Raw genomic sequence first — 16296 nt, 5'->3', positions numbered from 1 at the left:
AACCAGTCATCCCAATGACTGGAATATGGCCGATGACAGGCCCCTCGTCAGCGCCTGCGGAGGTTCAGCACCAGGTGGGTGCCGAGCCCGAACAGCAGGCCCCAGAAGGCCGAGCCGATCCCGAACAGGCTCATCCCCGAGGCGCTGGCCAGGAAGGTCACCACCGCCGCGTCCCGCCCCCGCTCGTCCGCCACCGCCGCCGCCAGGCTGCCCTGCAGCGAGGCCAGCAGGGCGACCCCGGCGATCACCGCGATCAGTTCCTTCGGCAGGCCGGTGAACAGGCTCACCAGCACCCCGCCGAAGCTGCCCACCAGCACGTACAGCACGCCCGAGGACATCCCCGCGACGTAGCGGCGGCGCGGGTCGGGGTGGCTCTCCGGGCCGGAGCAGATCGCCGCCGTGATCGCCGCCAGGTTCACCCCCGGCGAGCCGAACGGTGCCAGCAGCAGCGACACCACACCGGTCGACCCGATCAGCAGCCGGTCGTCCGGCCGGTAGCCGAAGGCCCGCATCACCCCCAGGCCCGGTGCGTTCTGCGAGGCCAGCACCACGATCGTGAGCGGCAGCGCCAGCCCCACCGTGGCCGCCCAGGAGAACCCCGGCACGGTGAACACCGGCCGGGTCGGCCCGCCCGCGCCCAGGTGCAGCGGGAGTCCGACGGTCAGCGCCGCCAGCACCCCGCCCACCAGCAGCGCCACCGGGACGGCGTACCGCGGGGCCAGCCGCTTGGCCAGCAGGAAGGCCGCGAGGCTGCCGACCACCAGCACCGGCGCGCCGTGCACGGCGCCGAAGATCCCGGCGCCGAAGGAGAACAGGATGCCCGCCAGCATCGCGTTGACGATCCCGGTCGGCACCGCCGCGATCAGCCGGCCGAACCAGCCGGTCACCCCGAAGAGCGTCACCACCACCGCGCTCACCAGGAACGCCCCCACCGCCTCCCGGTACGGGTACGCGCCCAGGCTGGTCACCAGCAGCGCGGCGCCCGGGGTGGACCAGGCGGTGATCACCGGGGTCCTGGTCCACCAGCTCAGCGCGAAGCCGCTCAGCCCGCTGCCGATGGCCATCGCCCAGATCCAGGACGCCGTGTGCGCCGCGTCCAGCCGTCCGGCGGCCGCCGCCGCAAGCACCACCACCAGCGGCCCCGAGAACGACACCGCGATGCAGACCAGCCCCGCCAGCAGCGCCGGCCCCGACACGTCCCGTCGCAGTGACCGGCGCTCCCCGCCCCTGTCCGGCACCGTCTCCGGTCGGACCGTCAGCTCTTCAGTCATTCCGGAAGTATCCCGAACGCCGCGCCGGGGCCCCGGAAAAGTCTTTGAAACCACCTGCAACCCCCGGCGAGGATGCACGTCTGTAGGGATGAAGTCACGTCATGTGCGTGTCCGTCATCGGCTGGTCCTGATCGCCGTCCGCCGGCCTCGCTCCCAGCGCCGGCCGACGGGCGGGCAGAAGCGGTGGGGGGGGGGCCCCCCCCCCCCGGGGGGGGGGGGGGGGGGCGCGTCCCCCCGCCGGTGGGTGTGGGGGAAGGCCCCTTCGTGGCTTCCCGTTCGCGACGTCCCGGACCGTCAGCCCCAGGTGATCAGGCGCTTCGGGCGCTCCAGCAGCGCGGCCACGTCGGCCAGCACCTTGGAGCCCAGCTCCCCGTCCACCAGGCGGTGGTCGAAGGAGAGCGCCAGCGTGGTCACCTGACGCGGGACGACCTTGCCCTTGTGCACCCACGGCATGTCCCGGATCGTGCCGACGGCGAGGATCGCGGCCTCGCCGGGGTTGAGGATCGGGGTGCCGGTGTCGACGCCGAAGACGCCGACGTTGGTGATGGTGATGGTCCCGCCCTGCATGTCGCCCGGCGAGGTCTTGCCCTGGCGGGCGGTGTCGATCAGCTCGCCCAGCGAGACGGCGAGGCCCGTGAGGGTCTTGCCGCCGGCGTCCTTGATGTTGGGGACGATCAGGCCGCGCGGGGTGGCCGCGGCGATGCCGAGGTTCACCTGGCCCTTGATGACGATCTCCTGGGCCGCCTCGTCCCACTGCGCGTTGATCTCGGGGTGCCGCTTGACCGCGGTGAGCAGCGCCTTGGCGACCAGCAGCAGCGGGCTGATCCGGACGTCCCGGCCCAACTCGCCGCTCTCCTTGAGCCGGCGGACGAACTTCATCGTGCGGGTCACGTCGACCTGGACGAACTCGGTGACGTGCGGGGCGGTGAAGGCCGAGGCCACCATCGCCTGCGCGGTCGCCTTGCGGACGCCCTTGATCGGCACCCGGACGTCGCCCGTCACGGTGACCGGCACCGGCACCGCAGCACCGACCGGCCCGGCCTCGACCGGCGCCGCCGCCGGGGCGGCCTGCGCGGTGGCCAGGGCCGACGCGTGGGCGTGCACGTCCTCGCGGGTGATCACACCGTCCCGGCCGGTCGGGACGACCGCGCGCAGGTCGATGCCGAGGTCCTTGGCCAGCTTGCGCACCGGCGGCTTGGCCAACGGCCGCTCCCCGGCGGGCTGTTCGGCCAGGACGGACGAGGCGGTCGCGACCGGTGCGGCCGGTGCCGGAGCGGCCGGCACGACGGACGCAGCCGGCACGACGGGTGCGGCCGGAGCCGGCGTCGCGGTGACGGTCGTCGTGGTCGTGCGCCGGGCCCGGCGCTGGGCGGTGCCGGTGCGCGGGCCGTAGCCCACCAGCACCTCGCGCCGCTCGGGTTCGGCCGGTTCGGCCGGCGCGGCGGCGGCGACGGACGCAACAGCAGCAGCAGGAGCGGCAGGAGCCGCGGCCCCGGCCTCCCCGGCGACCGCGACCGAGATGATCACGGTGCCGACGTCGACCGTCGCGCCCGCGGGGAAGAAGAGCTGCTCGACGACCCCGTTGAACGGGATCGGCAGCTCCACCGCCGCCTTGGCGGTCTCCACCTCGCACACGACCTGCCCGTCGGTGACGGTGTCACCGGGCTTGACGTACCAGCTGAGGATTTCGGCCTCGGTCAGGCCCTCGCCCACATCGGGCATCTTGAACTCGCGGAGCGAGCGAACTTCGGTGGTCATCTTCGCTCCCCCGGATCAGTACGCGAGTGCGCGGTCGACGGCGTCGAGCACGCGGTCCAGGTCGGGGAGGAAGGCCTCCTCGACGCGGGACGGCGGATACGGCGCGTGGTAGCCGCCGACCCGCAGAACGGGCGCCTCCAGGTGGTAGAAGCACCGTTCGGTGAGCCGGGCGGCCAGTTCGGCGCCCATGCCCAGGAAGACCGGCGCCTCGTGCACCACGACGGCCCGACCGGTGCGCTTGACCGACTCCTCCAGGGTGGTGAAGTCCACCGGGGAGAGCGAGCGCAGGTCGACGACCTCCAGGCGGCGGCCGTCCTCCTCGGCGGCCGCGGCGGCCTCCAGGCAGACCTTGACCATCGGGCCGTAGGCGAGCAGCGTGGCGTCGGTGCCGGAGCGCACGATCCGGGCGTCGTGCAGTCCGAGGTCGGCGGCGTCGCCGACCTCGCCCTTGTCCCAGTACCGGCGCTTGGGCTCCAGGAAGACCACCGGGTCGTCCGAGGCGATGGCCTGCCGCAGCATCCAGTGCGCGTCGTGCGCGTTGGACGGGCTGACCACGCGCAGGCCCGCGGTGTGCGCGAAGTACGCCTCGTGCGACTCGCTGTGGTGCTCGACCGCGCCGATGCCGCCCGCGAAGGGGATGCGGATGGTGACCGGGAGCTTGATGTTCCCGAGCGCGCGGGCGTGCATCTTGGCCAGCTGGGAGACGATCTGGTCGAAGGCCGGGTAGACGAAGCCGTCGAACTGGATCTCCACCACCGGGCGGTAGCCGCGCAGCGCCAGGCCGATCGCGGTGCCGACGATGCCGGACTCGGCGAGCGGGGTGTCGATCACCCGTCCCTCGCCGAAGTCCTTCTGCAGGCCGTCGGTGATCCGGAAGACGCCGCCGAGCTTGCCGATGTCCTCGCCCATCAGGACGGTCTTCGGGTCGCTCTCCAGCGACTTGCGCAGCGCGCCGTTGAGCGCCTTGGCAATGCTGAGCTGACCGGCCATCAGTGGTTCTCCCCCGCCTCGAAGGAGGCCGCGTACTGGACGTACTCGGCCCGTTCCTCATCGACCAGCGCGTGCGGCTCGCTGTACACGTGGTCGAAGATCAGGGTCGGGTCCGGGTCGGGCATGCCGCGCACGCCCTCGCGCACCCGCAGCCCCAGCCGCTCGCTCTCGGCGTCGATCGCGGTGAAGAACTCCTCGTCGGCCAGGCCCTCCTTCTCCAGGAGGGCGCGGAGCCGGGCGATCGGGTCCTTGGCCTTCCAGGCCTCGGTCTCCTCGGTGGGCCGGTAGCGGGTGGGGTCGTCGGAGGTGGTGTGCGCGCCCATCCGGTAGGTGAACGCCTCGATCAGCACCGGGCCGTTGCCGCTGCGGGCGTGGTCGAGCGCCCAGCGGGTGACGGCCAGGCAGGCCAGCACGTCGTTGCCGTCGACCCGGACGCCGGGGAAGCCGAAGCCGGAGGCGCGGCGGTACAGCGGGATCTTGGTCTGGGTGGTGGTGGGCTCGGAGATCGCCCACTGGTTGTTCTGGCAGAAGAACACCACGGGCGCGTTGTAGACCGAGGCGAAGGTGAAGGCCTCGTTGACGTCGCCCTGGCTGGAGGCGCCGTCGCCGAAGTAGGCGATGACCGCGTCGTCGGCGCCGTCCTTGCTGATGCCCATCGCGTAGCCGGTGGCGTGCAGGGCCTGCGCGCCGATCACGATGGTGTACAGGTGGAAGTTCTTCTCGTTCGGGTCCCAGCCGCCGTGGTTCACGCCGCGGAACATGCCGAGCAGGTTGAGCGGGTCGACGTCGCGGCACCAGGCGACACCGTGCTCGCGGTAGGTGGGGAAGGCGTAGTCGCCGGTGCGCATGGCGCGGCCGGAGCCGACCTGGGCGGCCTCCTGGCCGAGCAGCGAGGCCCACAGGCCCAGCTCGCCCTGGCGCTGGAGTGCGGTGGCCTCGCCGTCGAACCGGCGGACCAGCACCAGGTCGCGGTAGAGGGCGCGCAGCTCCTCCGGGGTGGTGGTGAGCGGGTAGTCCGGGTGCTCGACCCGCTCGCCTTCCGGGGTGAGCAGCTGTACGAGCTCCGGCTGGGCGTCCTTCCCCGTGGCGCGGAGGGTGTCAGGGACGCCGGGGGCCGCCTTCTTGCGGGCCCTCGCCGTGCTTTTGACGGTCACGTTCACTCCTCGGTCTGTCCGGCCGCCCGGGGTCGCCGGTGACCGGTCCGGTCACCGCCTCGCGGGGCGCGCGTGGGTGTGCGCTCCTACTGCGGGGCAGGTGGTGATCCTGTTCCGACGGCGTCCCTCACGAGAACGTTACCCAGCGTCCGCCCTTGGCGCGCTTGCGCTAGGACGTCCTACTTGTTCAGGGCTTACAACCCCGAGGGTGCCGCGGGCAGCGCGCCGTCGGAAGGGTGGGGGTGACGGACCGCGTGACGCAGCTCTCAATTCGGGCGCCTTCAGGACACCAGCGCACGTTATCCGGGCGCGGGCCCGTACGTAAGGGGGTTCTCGGTATCGGTTTTGGACCGCCCCGGCCGGACCACCTGGCTGCGGCACCAGGGACGATAGGTCTTCCGTACGGTGATATGGGAGGCTTTGGACGTGACTGATAACGGACAAATCAGGGTGTTCCTGCTCGACGATCACGAGGTTGTCCGGCGGGGCGTGCACGATCTGCTCTCGGTCGAGGACGACATCGAGGTGGTCGGCGAGGCCGGCACCGCCGCCGAGGCGCTCACCCGGATCCCGGCGGTCCACCCCGATGTCGCGGTGCTCGACGTCCGGCTGCCGGACGGCAACGGGGTCGAGGTCTGCCGGGAGATCCGGTCCCGGATGCCGGAGATCAAGTGCCTGATGCTGACCTCGTTCTCGGACGACGAGGCGCTGTTCGACTCGATCATGGCGGGCGCGTCCGGCTACGTCCTGAAGGCGATCCGCGGCACCGATCTGATCACCGCCGTCCGGGACGTCGCGGCCGGCAAGTCGCTGCTCGACCAGGTCGCCACCAGCCGGGTGCTGGCCCGGCTGCGCGACGGCGGCGAGAAGGAGGACGAGCGGCTGGCGCAACTCACCAAGCAGGAGCGCCGGATCCTCGATCTGATCGGCGAGGGGATGACCAACCGTCAGATCGGCAACGAGTTGCACCTGGCCGAGAAGACGGTGAAGAACTACGTCTCCAGTCTGCTCGCCAAGATGGGCATGGAGCGACGCACCCAGGCAGCGGCCTTCGTGGCACGGCACCAGGCGGACCAGCAGCACTGATCAGAACAGCGATCACAGAACCGACGACTTGTCAAGGGCCCCCGCACGGGGGCCCTAACCTCTGGCTGTGACTTTCAGCCAGACCCTCTCCTGTTCCCCGGCCCGCCCCGACCTCTCCGCGCCGCCGATAGGGACCCTCAGTCCGCCCGTCCCGCGCGCCGCACTCGCCGAGGTCCTGGGCCGCTACCGGGTGGGGGGGCTGCTGACCGCCGAACCGGTCGCCGAAGGCCTGCTGAACCGCGGGTACCGGGTCACCACCGAGACCGGCGCGTACTTCCTGAAGTGCTACGTCGACGCCGCCACCGCCAGCCGCCCGAAGATCGTCGCCCACCACCGGGCGATGGCCGGGCTCCAGGCCCTCGGACTGCCCGTCGCACCCCCGCTGACCTGCGCCGAACGAGCCGGCACGGTGGCCGGCTACGGCGGCCGGCTGTTCGCGCTGTTCCCCTGGGTGGATGGCCGACACCGGCACGGTACCGACCTCTCCCCGCCGCAGTGCGACGCGCTCGGCGCGCTGCTCGGCCGACTGCACGGCGCGCTCGACGACGTGTGCGCCCCCTTCGAACAGCCCCCCGGCTACCGCACCGCCGACCCCCTCGACAGCGCCGACCTCGCCCGCGACCTGCGGCGCCACGCCCGCGACCACCGCCCGTACGGCGACCTGGACGCGCTGGTCGAACGGCGGCTCACCGAACGGCTGGAACTGCTCGCCGAACACGCCCACCGCCGCCCCGCCCCGCAGACCGCCCCGCCCACCGGCTGGACCCACGGCGACTTCCACGGACTCAACCTGCTGTACGGCGACGGCCCCGACGGCGGCCCGGTCGCGGCCGTCCTGGACTGGGACAAGCTCGGCCCGCAGCCGCGCGCCGAGGAGGCCGTCCGCGCCGCCACGCTGCTCTTCAACGACCGGGCGTCCGGCACCCTCGACCTGGTGCGGGTCCGCCACTACTCGCAGTCCTACCGGGCCACCGGGGCCGCCACCGCCGAACACCTGGCCGCCGCCGTCCACCGGGTCTGGTGGGAGCGGCTGAACGACTTCTGGATGCTCCAGTGGCGCTACCAGCGGGCCGACCACCGGGCCGACCCGCTCTACCCCGCCTCGGCCGGCCAGTTGACGTGGTGGTGCCAGGAGTACGAACAGGTCCTGGACGCCTTCGCCAACTGACCGGTGTCAGCCCGGCCCGATCAGGGCGTCGCCGGCGGCTGGGTCGCCGGCGGCTGGGTGGCCGGCGGGTTCGACTTGGTCGCCGGCGGCTGCGTGGCCGCCCCCGTGCTGCCGCCACTTCCCGTGCTCGGGGTGGTCGGCGCCGTGCTGGGCGTGCCGGGCGCCGTGGTGGGGGGCGGAGTGTGGCTGGGGGTCTGGCTGGGCGACGGGGTCGTCGAGTGCTTGCCCGAACCCGGCGACGGCGACATGTTGTTGTTGCCGTTGTTGTTGCCGCCGTTGTTGTTGCCGTTGTTGTTGCCGCCGTTGTTGTAGCTGCCGCCGTTGCTGCCGTTCTCGGTCGGCTGCGTCGGGCGCCGGCTGCCGGTGTTGGACGCGGGCGGGCTCTGCGAGCCGCTCTGGGGCGGCGTGCTGGGCTCGGTCGTGCTGACCGCCGGGAGCGGCGTCGGCGGCACGATGTGCGAGTTCCCGGGTTCGTTGCCGCTGAACGCGAACGCCATGCCGACCCCGGCCGCGAGCAGCACGGCCACGGCGCCGGCCACCCAGGCCCACGGCCCGCGCCGACGGCCGGAGTCGCCGTCTTCGTCGCCACCGTAGGGGCCGCCGGCCCCCGGGTAGGGCGTCGACGGGGTGTGCGGGCCGCCCGGGCCCCCCATCCCCTGGTAGGGCAGCACCGAGGTCTGGTCGCCGGGGCCGATCGCGCCGAAGGCCGCGGTGGCCGCGGTCTGGTCGGGCCGGATCACCTGGGTGGCGTCGGTGTTCCCCTGCCCCGCGGCGGCCAGCCCGGCCGTCGCGCCGGCCCAGCCCGCGCCGCCCGCGCCGTGCATCTCGCGCAGCGCGTGCTGGAGGTGCGCGCGGAACTCGTCGGCGTCCTGGAAGCGGTCGTCCGGGTTCTTGGCCAGCGAGCGCAGCACCAGCTGGTCCAGCCCGACCGGCACCCGGCCGTTGGCCTGCGAGGGCGGCACCGGCATGTCCTGGACGTGCTGGTAGACCACCGAGAGCGGGGTGTCGCCGGTGAACGGCGGGCGCAGCGCCAGCAGTTCGTACAGCATGCAGCCGGCCGCGTACAGGTCGGAGCGGTGGTCGACGGGCTTGCCGAGGGCCTGCTCGGGCGAGAGGTACTGCGGGGTGCCCATGACCATGCCGGTCTGGGTCATGGTGCTGGCCGTGCCGGTCAGCGCCCGGGCGATGCCGAAGTCCATCACCTTGACGGCGCCCGCGGTCGTGATGATCACGTTGGCGGGCTTGATGTCCCGGTGGACGATGCCGTTGCGGTGGCTGTAGGCCAGCGCCTCCAGCACCCCGGCGATGATGATGAGCGCCTGGTCGACCGGCGGCGCGTCCTCGTCCACCAGCAGCTCGCGGACGGTCCGGCCCTCGACCAGCTCCATCACGATGTACGGCGTGGACTCGTCCCCGGCGTACTCCTCGCCGGTGTCGTAGACCGCGACGATCGAGTGGTGGTTGAGCCCCGCGACGGCGTGTGCCTCGCGGGTGAACCGCAGCCGGGCGATGTCGTCCTGGGCCAGCTCGCCGCGGAGCAGCTTGACCGCGACCGTCCGGCCCAGCCGTACGTCCTCGGCCGCGAACACCTCGGCCATGCCGCCGCGGCCGAGCCGGTAGGTCAGCCGGTAGCGGCCGTCGCCGACCGTGCCCAGCGGCGCGGCCATGCCGCGGCCGGGGGTCTGCGGGCCGCCGGGCCCGACCGGGGGAAACGCGCTGGTCGCGGCGTCGTTGCCGGGTCCGGGCATCCTCGGCGTCCCGCCGGTCCGGCCGTCAGCTCCGGCACCCGTTCCGTCATCCGGCTGCTGCGTCTGTGCCATCGCTCCTCGCCCCGGGCGTTCGCTCGGATCGCGGTGCCCTGTCGCTTCGTATCCCCGAACGCTACCGCCTCCGGCGCGGGCCCGTGGCACGCCCGAACCGGCCGGAAAGCGTCAGAGCAGGCCATTCCGGTCGACCGGGAGGTCAACCACCAGCACCACTGCGGGCCGCTCACCGGTGGTGTGCCCGGTCTTGGTCTTCGTCTTGTTGTCCTGCGCCTTGTTGACCACGATCGCGATGATGATGCCGGCCAGCACGAGCACGCCGACGATGATCGCGATGACGACCACGGCCGTCGAGCAGCCGCCGCCGCTGGGCGCCTTCGGCTGCTGGTACGACGGCATCGGCTGCGGCGGCGGGGTGTGCGCCCGCTGCGGCGGGGCCTGCTGGAGGTACTGGGGGTGCGGCGTGTGCGGCCCCTGCGGACGCGGCGGCTGGAAGGCCGGCGGCGGCGTCCGGTACTGCGGCTGCTGCGGCTGCTGCGGCGGCGGCGGCGCCTGCTGGAGGTACTGGGGGTGCGGGGTCTGCGGTCCCTGCGGACGCGGCGGCTGGAAGGCCGGCGGCGGCGTCCGGTACTGCGGCTGCTGCGGCGGCGGAGCCTGCTGCGGGTACTGGGGGTGCGGGGTCTGCGGCGCCGCGTGCACCGAGCGCGGCCCCTCGTTGATCACCAGCGGCGTGCTGGCCTGCAACGGGTGCCCGCTGCCGCCGCCCTTCGCGGCCGCGATCAGCCGCTCCGCCTCGTCCCGCATCGCCGCCGCGCTCTGGAACCGGTACGCCGGGTCCTTGCGCAGCGCCTGGGCGACGAAGGCGTCCACCGCCGGGGTGACCGACCGGTTGAGGGTGGACGGCGCCGGCGGCTCCTCCTGGACGTGCTTGTAGGCGATCGAGAACGCCGAGTCGCCGTCGAAGACCAGCTGCCCGGTGAGCATCTCGAAGAGCATCACACCGACCGAGTAGAGGTCGGAGCGGGCGTCCACCGGCTTGCCGAGCGCCTGCTCGGGCGACAGGTACTGCGGGGTGCCGACCACCATGCCGGTCTGCGTCATCGACGTGGCGCCCGGTTCCAGCGCCCGGGCGATGCCGAAGTCCATGACCTTGACGTTGCCCTTGCGGTCGAACATGACGTTGCCGGGCTTGATGTCGCGGTGCACCAGGGACATGTCGTGCGAGGCCTCCAGCGCGTTCAGCACGCCGACGATGACCCGCAGGGCCTCCTCGGTCGGCATCGCGCCGTACTGGGCGACCGCCTCGTTGATCGCCTCGCGCAGGCCCTTGCCGTCCACCAGCTGCATGACGATGTACGGGGTGCTGGAGCCGTCCGGCGCGACGTCCTCGCCGCTGTCGTACACCGTGACGATGTTCGGGTGCTCCAGCCGGGCCACCGCCTGCGCCTCGCGGCGGAACCGCTCCTTGAACGAGGCGTCCCGGCCCAGCTCGTTGTGCATGCTCTTCAGCGCGACCTGCCGGTCCAGCACGCTGTCGTACGCGAGGTGCACCGAGGCCATGCCGCCCTCGCCCAGCAGCCGCTGCAGCACATAGCGGCCGTTGCCCAGGGAGGAGCCTCCGACCGCCGCGTTGCCGTGCTCGCTCATGGTCCTCTGCTCCCCCTCGGCGCGGCCGTGGCGCCGCGACCGTGACGTTCGGTCTCGTCCGTGCGTGGTGGGCCGGGCCCGCGGGCCTGGCGGACCCCTGCCGCGGCGGTACGACCGGCCTGCGACAGGGGTCAGGGTATCGGCTGACGCCGACGGTGATCGGTCCAGGGCCGGTCCTGCCCCCGGACCGCCGGCGCCGCCGGACGGCGCCCCGGCCCGGGGCGGACCGTCGTGGTACGTCCGGTGTCGGCGGCCCGTTACAGGTACGGGCCGGAACGGATGCCGCGGCCCTGGCCCGGCTCGTCCTCGTCCAGCTCGCCGCCGTTCAGACCGGGCGGCAGCGCCCGCCGCATCTGCTCCAGCTGGGCCCGCGCCGCCATCTGCTGGGCGAACAGCGCGGTCTGGATCCCGTGGAACAGGCCCTCCAGCCAGCCGACCAGCTGGGCCTGGGCGATCCGCAGCTCCGCCTCGGTCGGAATGATGTCCTCGTTGAAGGGCAGCGACAGCCGCTCCAGCTCGGCGACCAGCTCGGGGGCCAGGCCGAGCTCCAGCTCCTTGATCGAGCTGGCGTGGATGTCCTTCAGCCGGGCCCGGCTGGCCTCGTCGAGGGGCGCCGCCCGGACCTCCTCCAGCAGTTGCTTGATCATGCTGCCGATGCGCATGACCTTCGCGGGCTGCTCGACCATCTCGGTCACCGGGAGCTCACGCGGCAGGTCGCCCTCGTCCTCGTCCCCCGCCGAGCCGGCGAACCCCTGGCCCACGGGCAGCCCGTCCGGTCCGACGATCAGCACCTTCTGGCCGTCCTGCGACTGCCCGCCCGCGGCCTGGAATGGCTGCTGAAACGAGCGCTCGTTCATCGGATTCGTCATGAACAACATTCTCTCTCACTGGGGTTGGTCGGGCGGAAGCCCCCGTACAACCGCCGTCCTGAGCCACCGCTGACGACGGTACGCCCCCGGGCGCCGCCCCGGAATCCGTACGGATACTCAGCTCCCGGCCCGCCCCGGCCCCCCTGGGGCGTGCACACACCCCTCACGGAACCTCCCCCGCCGCACCCGCCCCGCGACTCAGCCCCGGCGCAGCCGCAACCCGATCAACCCCAGGCCGCAGCCGATCAACCCCAGCCCCGCGCCCAGCGGGAACTGGACGGTCGAGGCGTCCCGCCAGCGGGCGGGCAGGACGGCGGGGACGGCGGCCGCGATGGCCTGGGCGGTCGCGGCGGCGGCGTCCGATGCGGCGGCGGCGTTCGGTGCGGCGGCGGCGTTCGGTGCGGCGGCGTCCGCCGTGTCCGGGGCGCCCTGGTCGGCCTCGGGCTGGTCCCCCGCACCGACCTGCCCGGTGCTCCGGTCAGGAACCTGGTCGGGGTTCTGCTCGGGAACCTGCGCAGGGGCCTGCCCGGGAGCCTGCCCGGGAGCCCGGTCCGGGGCGGTGTCGGCGTGCTCGGGCACCCACACCGCCCAGCGTCGGTACACCCGGGCGTCGCCCCGACCGGGGCGCGGGTGCTGCGGCGGCCCGACCGCCGGAACGGCCTCGGGCTCCGGCCCGCCCACGGCGGCGGGCTCGGCGGTGAACGGGGGCGGCGACGACGACGCCGGCCCGACGGCGGCGGCCGCCGAAGCGGCGGCCAGCGGGAGCGTGAGCCCGAGCACGGCCGCCGCGATCAGTCGCTGGGCCCGGCCCGGGCCGGTACGGCGGGTACGACGGTGGTGCGGCGCGGCGGGCAGCGGCCCGAGGAGGTGCGTTGGTGCGGCCACGGTCGGAGGTCCTTCCGACGGCCGACCGCGCGCGGCGGGGTCGGCGGCGGGACAGCTCCGAACCAGCCTCACACAATCCGACGATCAGGGCATTTCGGATGTTCCGCCCCGGGCCGCAGCCCCGCGGACCCGACTCAGGCCCGCAGCACGACCTTGCCGACCTGCTCCCCCGCCTCCAGCGCCCGGTGCCCGTCGCCGGCGTCGGTCAGCGGCAGCACCCGGTCGATCACCGGCTTCACCACCCCGGACTCCACCAGCGGCCACACGTGCTCGCGCACCGCCGCCACGATCGCCGCCTTCTCCGCCAGCGGGCGCCCGCGCAGATTGGTGGCGATCACCGCGGCGCGCTTGCGCAGCAGCGCGTTGAGGTCGAGCTCGCCCTTCACGCCGCCCTGCAGTCCGATGATCACCAGCCGCCCGTTGACGGCCAGCGCGTCCACGTTCCGCTGCAGGTACTTGGCGCCCATGATGTCCAGGATCACGTCCACCCCGGCCCCGCCGGTGGCCTCCTTGACCGCCTCGACGAAGTCCTGCTCGCGGTAGTCGATCGCGATGTCGGCACCGAGTTCGACGCACCGGGCCAGCTTCCCGGCGCTGCCCGCGGTCACCGCGACCCGCGCGCCGACCGCCTTGGCCAGCTGGATCGCCATGGTCCCGATGCCGCTCGCGCCGCCGTGCAGCAGCACCGTCTCGCCGGGCCGCAGGTGGGCGGTGAGGAACACGTTGGACCACACCGTGCAGGCGACCTCGGGCAGCGCGGCGGCCTCCTCGAAGCCCAGGCCCTTGGGCAGCGGCAGCAGCTGTCCGGTCGGCACCGCGACGAGCTGCGCGTACCCGCCGCCGGACAGCAGCGCGCACACCTCGTCGCCGACCGCCCAGCCGGACACACCCGGGCCGAGGGCGGCGATCCGCCCGGCGCACTCCAGCCCGGGGTAGGGCGAGGCGCCGGGCGGCGGGTTGTAGTGGCCCTGCCGCTGGAGCAGGTCGGCGCGGTTGACGGCGGTGGCCGCCACCTCGACCAGGACCTCGCCCTCGCCGGGCACCGGGTCGGGCACCTCCGCCCACACGAGTGCCTCGGGACCGCCGGGTACGGGAATCGTCATCGCATACATGCCCCGAACCTACTGCGCGTCACGGCGAGGAGGGGGCAAGGCCCGCGTCAGCCGGTCGACTTGATCACGATCACCCGGTCGGTGAGCTGGAGCACGGCGGCCTCGGGCTCGCTGTAGTTGAGCACCCGCCGGCCGCGGACCACCGCGACCACCAGGTCCTCGCACGCGCGCGGGCTGTGCCCGGCCTCGGCCCGGGTGACGGGGCGCTCGACCACGTCCAGGCCGTTGCCGTAGGTGAGCAGGTCCTCCATCACCGCGCCGGCGTGCGGGCTGAGCATCGACAGGCCGAGCAGCCGCCCGGCCGAACTGGAGCTGGTGACGACGACGTCGGCGCCGCTCTGCCGCAGCAGCGGGGCGTTCTCATCCTCCCGGACGGCCGCGACCACAGTGGCGCCCTTGTTCAGCTGGCGCGCCGTCAGCGTGACCAGGACGGCGGTGTCGTCCCGTTCCGGCGCGATCACCACCCGGGCGGCGGTGGGCACCTCGGCCCGCAGCAGCGTGTCGGTGCGGGTGGCGTCGCCGACCACGCCGACCAGCCCGTGCCGGGCGGCCTGGTCGATCACCTTGCGCTGCGGGTCGACGACGACGATCTCGTCCTTCTTCACGCCCTGCCCGAGCAGGGTGTCGACGGCGCTGCGGCCCTTGGTGCCGTACCCGATGACGACGGTGTGCTCGCGCACGGTGGACCTCCAGCGGTTCAACCGCCACTGCTGGCGGGTTCGTTCGGTGAGCACCTCCAGCGTGGTCCCGACCAGGATGATCAGGAACACCACGCGCAACGGGGTGATCACGAAGATGTTGGTGAGCCGGGCGCCGTCGCTGTACGGGGTGATGTCGCCGTACCCGGTGGTGGACAGCGTCACGGTCGCGTAGTACGCCGCGTCCAGGAAACTGACCCCGCCGCCCGCGTTGTCGTTGTAGCCGTCCCGGTCGACGTAGACGATCAGCGTCGTGGCGACCAGGACGGCGAGCGCCACCAGCAGCCGGGAGCCGACCTGCCGGACGGCCGGCGCGCTCCGCCGGGCGGGCAGCACGATCCCGGCGTCCGACCACGGCTCGGTCCCCGGGGCGGGCGCACCCCGCAGCCTGCTCATGCGGTCGCCTCCCCGCTGTCGTGGGACGCGCACGCCCCGGTGGGCCCGTTCACGGTGCCTCCAACAGTTCGACGGGTGCGCCGGCCGCCGCGCCGCCGGGCGGTACCACGGCCAGCGCCTCGGCCCGGGCGAGACCGCGCAGCATCGCGGGCCCGTCGAAGGCGAGTGGGACGACGCCGTCGGCGGTGTGCCGGACGGGCAGCAGCCGGGTGTCCACCGGGTGCCCGGGCAGGCCGACGGCGGCGGGTGCGAGGGCCGGGGTGACGGCGGACCGCCCGCTGCGGGCGTGCAGCAGCGGCAGGGCGAGGGTGACCGTCCCGGCGACGGCGGCCAGCGGGTTGCCGGGCAGCCCCACCAGGTGCCGCCCGCCCGGAAGCCCGCCCCCGGCGGGGCCGGCCGACGGGGATGCGGCCGACGGGAGTTCGGCCAGCAGCATCGGGTGTCCGGGGCGGACGGCCACGCCGTCCACCAGCAGCCGGGCGCCGGCCTCGGCGAGGGCCCGGTGCAGGAAGTCGACCGGGCCGGCCGCCGTTCCGCCGGTGGTGACCACGATGTCGGCGGTGGAGTGCCGCAGCGCGTCCCGGAGCAGCCCGAAGTCGTCCCGGACGGCCCGCACTTCGGCCACCTCGGCACCGGCCGCCCGCAGCCAGGGCGGCAGCAGCGGCCCGAGCGCGTCCCGGACCAGGCCCGGACCGGGGACGCCCGAGGCGAGCAACTCATCGCCGAGGACGAGCAGTTCGACCACCGGGCGGCGGCGCACGGCGAGCCGGTCGTGACCGCAGGCGGCGGCCAGGCCGAGCACGGCCGGGCCGACCGGGACGCCACCGGGCAGCAACGCCTCGCCGCGGCGGCACTCCTGGCCACGCGGGCGGACGTCCTGACCGGTGGTCAGCGGGTGGCGGCCGCAGTCGTGCAGCAACGTGCCGTCCGTGCGGCCGTGCTCACGGCGCAGGACGGCGGTGGCGCCCGGCGGCAGTTGGGCGCCGGTGGCGATCTCGACGGCGGCGCCGTCGGCCAACGGCACGGACGCCGCCCGGCCGGCCAGCACCCGCCCGGCGACCCGCCAGGGGCCCGGCCCGGCGACCGCCCAGCCGTCCATCGCGGAGGTGTCGAAGGCGGGCAGGTCGGTCAGCGCGGTGAGCGGCTCGGCGAGGGTGCGGCCGAGCGCCTCGGCGAGCGGCAGCCCGACCGCCGGCAGCGGGCTCAGCCCGGCCCGGCGGGCGGCCTCGCGGGCCTGCGCCCAGCTCAGCACGCCGGGACCGGTCGACGGGGCGGCCACGGTGGTCTGCCCGACGGCGCTCACGCCTCGCCCGGCCCGGCGGCGGCGCTCCAGCGCTCGGCGAGCGCGGCGGTCCGCCGGGCGGCCTCGGCCACGGCCCCCGGCCCGGCCCCCCGGGGGGCGGCCCCCGGGGCGCAGAGAAACGCGGGGCGCGGCGCCGGCGGGCGGGGCCCCCCCGGGGGGCCCCGCGGCGCCCGGGGGGGCGGGGGGGGGGGCGGGG

The 16296-nt window shown here is 74.1% G+C and carries 13 protein-coding genes; 2 read left to right on the top strand and 11 right to left on the bottom strand.

Translation table 11 applies throughout. The annotated features are described in order from the left end of the window. Nucleotides 1-47: 47 nt before the first annotated feature. From ACFV6I_RS02430 to pdhA, 4 genes are all read right to left on the bottom strand, one after another. Entirely contained in the window at nucleotides 48-1271 is a 1224-nt protein-coding gene (locus ACFV6I_RS02430) for a benzoate/H(+) symporter BenE family transporter (protein WP_380423325.1), read from the bottom strand. A gap of 294 nt (nucleotides 1272-1565) precedes the next feature. Beyond that, a complete protein-coding gene (locus tag ACFV6I_RS02425; RefSeq protein ID WP_380423324.1) occupies nucleotides 1566-3029 on the bottom strand; it encodes a dihydrolipoamide acetyltransferase family protein in 1464 nt (487 codons plus the stop codon). 15 nt (nucleotides 3030-3044) lie between these two features. After that, entirely contained in the window at nucleotides 3045-4019 is a 975-nt protein-coding gene (locus ACFV6I_RS02420; protein WP_063348502.1) for an alpha-ketoacid dehydrogenase subunit beta, read from the bottom strand. Next, nucleotides 4019-5173 (bottom strand): pyruvate dehydrogenase (acetyl-transferring) E1 component subunit alpha, encoded by a 1155-nt coding sequence (gene pdhA / locus ACFV6I_RS02415; RefSeq protein WP_063348501.1) that lies wholly within the window; start codon nucleotides 5171-5173, stop codon nucleotides 4019-4021. Before pdhA ends, ACFV6I_RS02420 begins: the two co-directional genes overlap by 1 nt. Nucleotides 5174-5599: 426 nt before the next feature. Here pdhA and ACFV6I_RS02410 point away from each other — a divergent pair, with 426 nt between their 5' ends. Next, nucleotides 5600-6259, top strand: a complete 660-nt coding sequence (locus tag ACFV6I_RS02410) for a response regulator transcription factor (protein ID WP_063348500.1) — start codon at nucleotides 5600-5602, stop codon at nucleotides 6257-6259. A gap of 67 nt (nucleotides 6260-6326) precedes the next feature. Then, entirely contained in the window at nucleotides 6327-7427 is a 1101-nt protein-coding gene (locus ACFV6I_RS02405; RefSeq protein WP_079135737.1) for a phosphotransferase, read from the top strand. 20 nt (nucleotides 7428-7447) lie between these two features. On the opposite strand, the gene ACFV6I_RS02400 is transcribed toward ACFV6I_RS02405, so the two are convergent. The 7 genes from ACFV6I_RS02400 to ACFV6I_RS02370 form a co-directional block, all read right to left on the bottom strand. Beyond that, nucleotides 7448-9094, bottom strand: a complete 1647-nt coding sequence (locus tag ACFV6I_RS02400; RefSeq protein WP_380423343.1) for a protein kinase — start codon at nucleotides 9092-9094, stop codon at nucleotides 7448-7450. Between the two features lie 264 nt (nucleotides 9095-9358). After that, on the bottom strand, nucleotides 9359-10837 hold the full coding sequence (locus tag ACFV6I_RS02395) for a protein kinase (RefSeq protein ID WP_380423323.1): 1479 nt from the start codon (nucleotides 10835-10837) through the stop codon (nucleotides 9359-9361). Between the two features lie 257 nt (nucleotides 10838-11094). After that, nucleotides 11095-11706, bottom strand: coding sequence for a bacterial proteasome activator family protein (locus ACFV6I_RS02390; protein ID WP_380369757.1), 612 nt, complete (start codon nucleotides 11704-11706; stop codon nucleotides 11095-11097). 198 nt (nucleotides 11707-11904) lie between these two features. Then, nucleotides 11905-12591 (bottom strand): hypothetical protein, encoded by a 687-nt coding sequence (locus ACFV6I_RS02385; protein WP_380423322.1) that lies wholly within the window; start codon nucleotides 12589-12591, stop codon nucleotides 11905-11907. 134 nt (nucleotides 12592-12725) lie between these two features. Continuing rightward, nucleotides 12726-13703 (bottom strand): NAD(P)H-quinone oxidoreductase, encoded by a 978-nt coding sequence (locus ACFV6I_RS02380; protein WP_380423321.1) that lies wholly within the window; start codon nucleotides 13701-13703, stop codon nucleotides 12726-12728. 47 nt (nucleotides 13704-13750) lie between these two features. Next, nucleotides 13751-14797 (bottom strand): TrkA family potassium uptake protein, encoded by a 1047-nt coding sequence (locus ACFV6I_RS02375; protein WP_079135735.1) that lies wholly within the window; start codon nucleotides 14795-14797, stop codon nucleotides 13751-13753. A gap of 49 nt (nucleotides 14798-14846) precedes the next feature. Continuing rightward, on the bottom strand, nucleotides 14847-16100 hold the full coding sequence (locus tag ACFV6I_RS02370; protein WP_380423320.1) for a molybdopterin molybdotransferase MoeA: 1254 nt from the start codon (nucleotides 16098-16100) through the stop codon (nucleotides 14847-14849). Between the last annotated feature and the right edge of the window lie 196 nt (nucleotides 16101-16296).

The sequence above is a fragment of the Kitasatospora sp. NPDC059803 genome (genome assembly GCF_042732255.1).
In the GTDB taxonomy this organism is placed as follows: Bacteria; Actinomycetota; Actinomycetes; order Streptomycetales; family Streptomycetaceae; genus Kitasatospora.
The sequence above is the reverse complement of the archived record's forward strand: the minus strand, read 5'-3'. Positions and strand labels throughout refer to the sequence as shown.

Excerpts from the sequence above, each read along its gene's own strand:
- ACFV6I_RS02375 (WP_079135735.1), bottom strand. The coding sequence starts at position 14,797 with ATGAGCAGGCTGCGGGGTGCGCCCGCCCCGGGGACCGAGCCGTGGTCG.
- ACFV6I_RS02390 (WP_380369757.1), bottom strand. The coding sequence starts at position 11,706 with ATGACGAATCCGATGAACGAGCGCTCGTTTCAGCAGCCATTCCAGGCC.
- ACFV6I_RS02430 (WP_380423325.1), bottom strand. The coding sequence starts at position 1,271 with ATGACTGAAGAGCTGACGGTCCGACCGGAGACGGTGCCGGACAGGGGC.
- ACFV6I_RS02395 (WP_380423323.1), bottom strand. The coding sequence starts at position 10,837 with ATGAGCGAGCACGGCAACGCGGCGGTCGGAGGCTCCTCCCTGGGCAAC.
- ACFV6I_RS02380 (WP_380423321.1), bottom strand. The coding sequence starts at position 13,703 with ATGTATGCGATGACGATTCCCGTACCCGGCGGTCCCGAGGCACTCGTG.
- ACFV6I_RS02400 (WP_380423343.1), bottom strand. The coding sequence starts at position 9,094 with ATGGCCGCGCCGCTGGGCACGGTCGGCGACGGCCGCTACCGGCTGACC.
- ACFV6I_RS02420 (WP_063348502.1), bottom strand. The coding sequence starts at position 4,019 with ATGGCCGGTCAGCTCAGCATTGCCAAGGCGCTCAACGGCGCGCTGCGC.
- ACFV6I_RS02425 (WP_380423324.1), bottom strand. The coding sequence starts at position 3,029 with ATGACCACCGAAGTTCGCTCGCTCCGCGAGTTCAAGATGCCCGATGTG.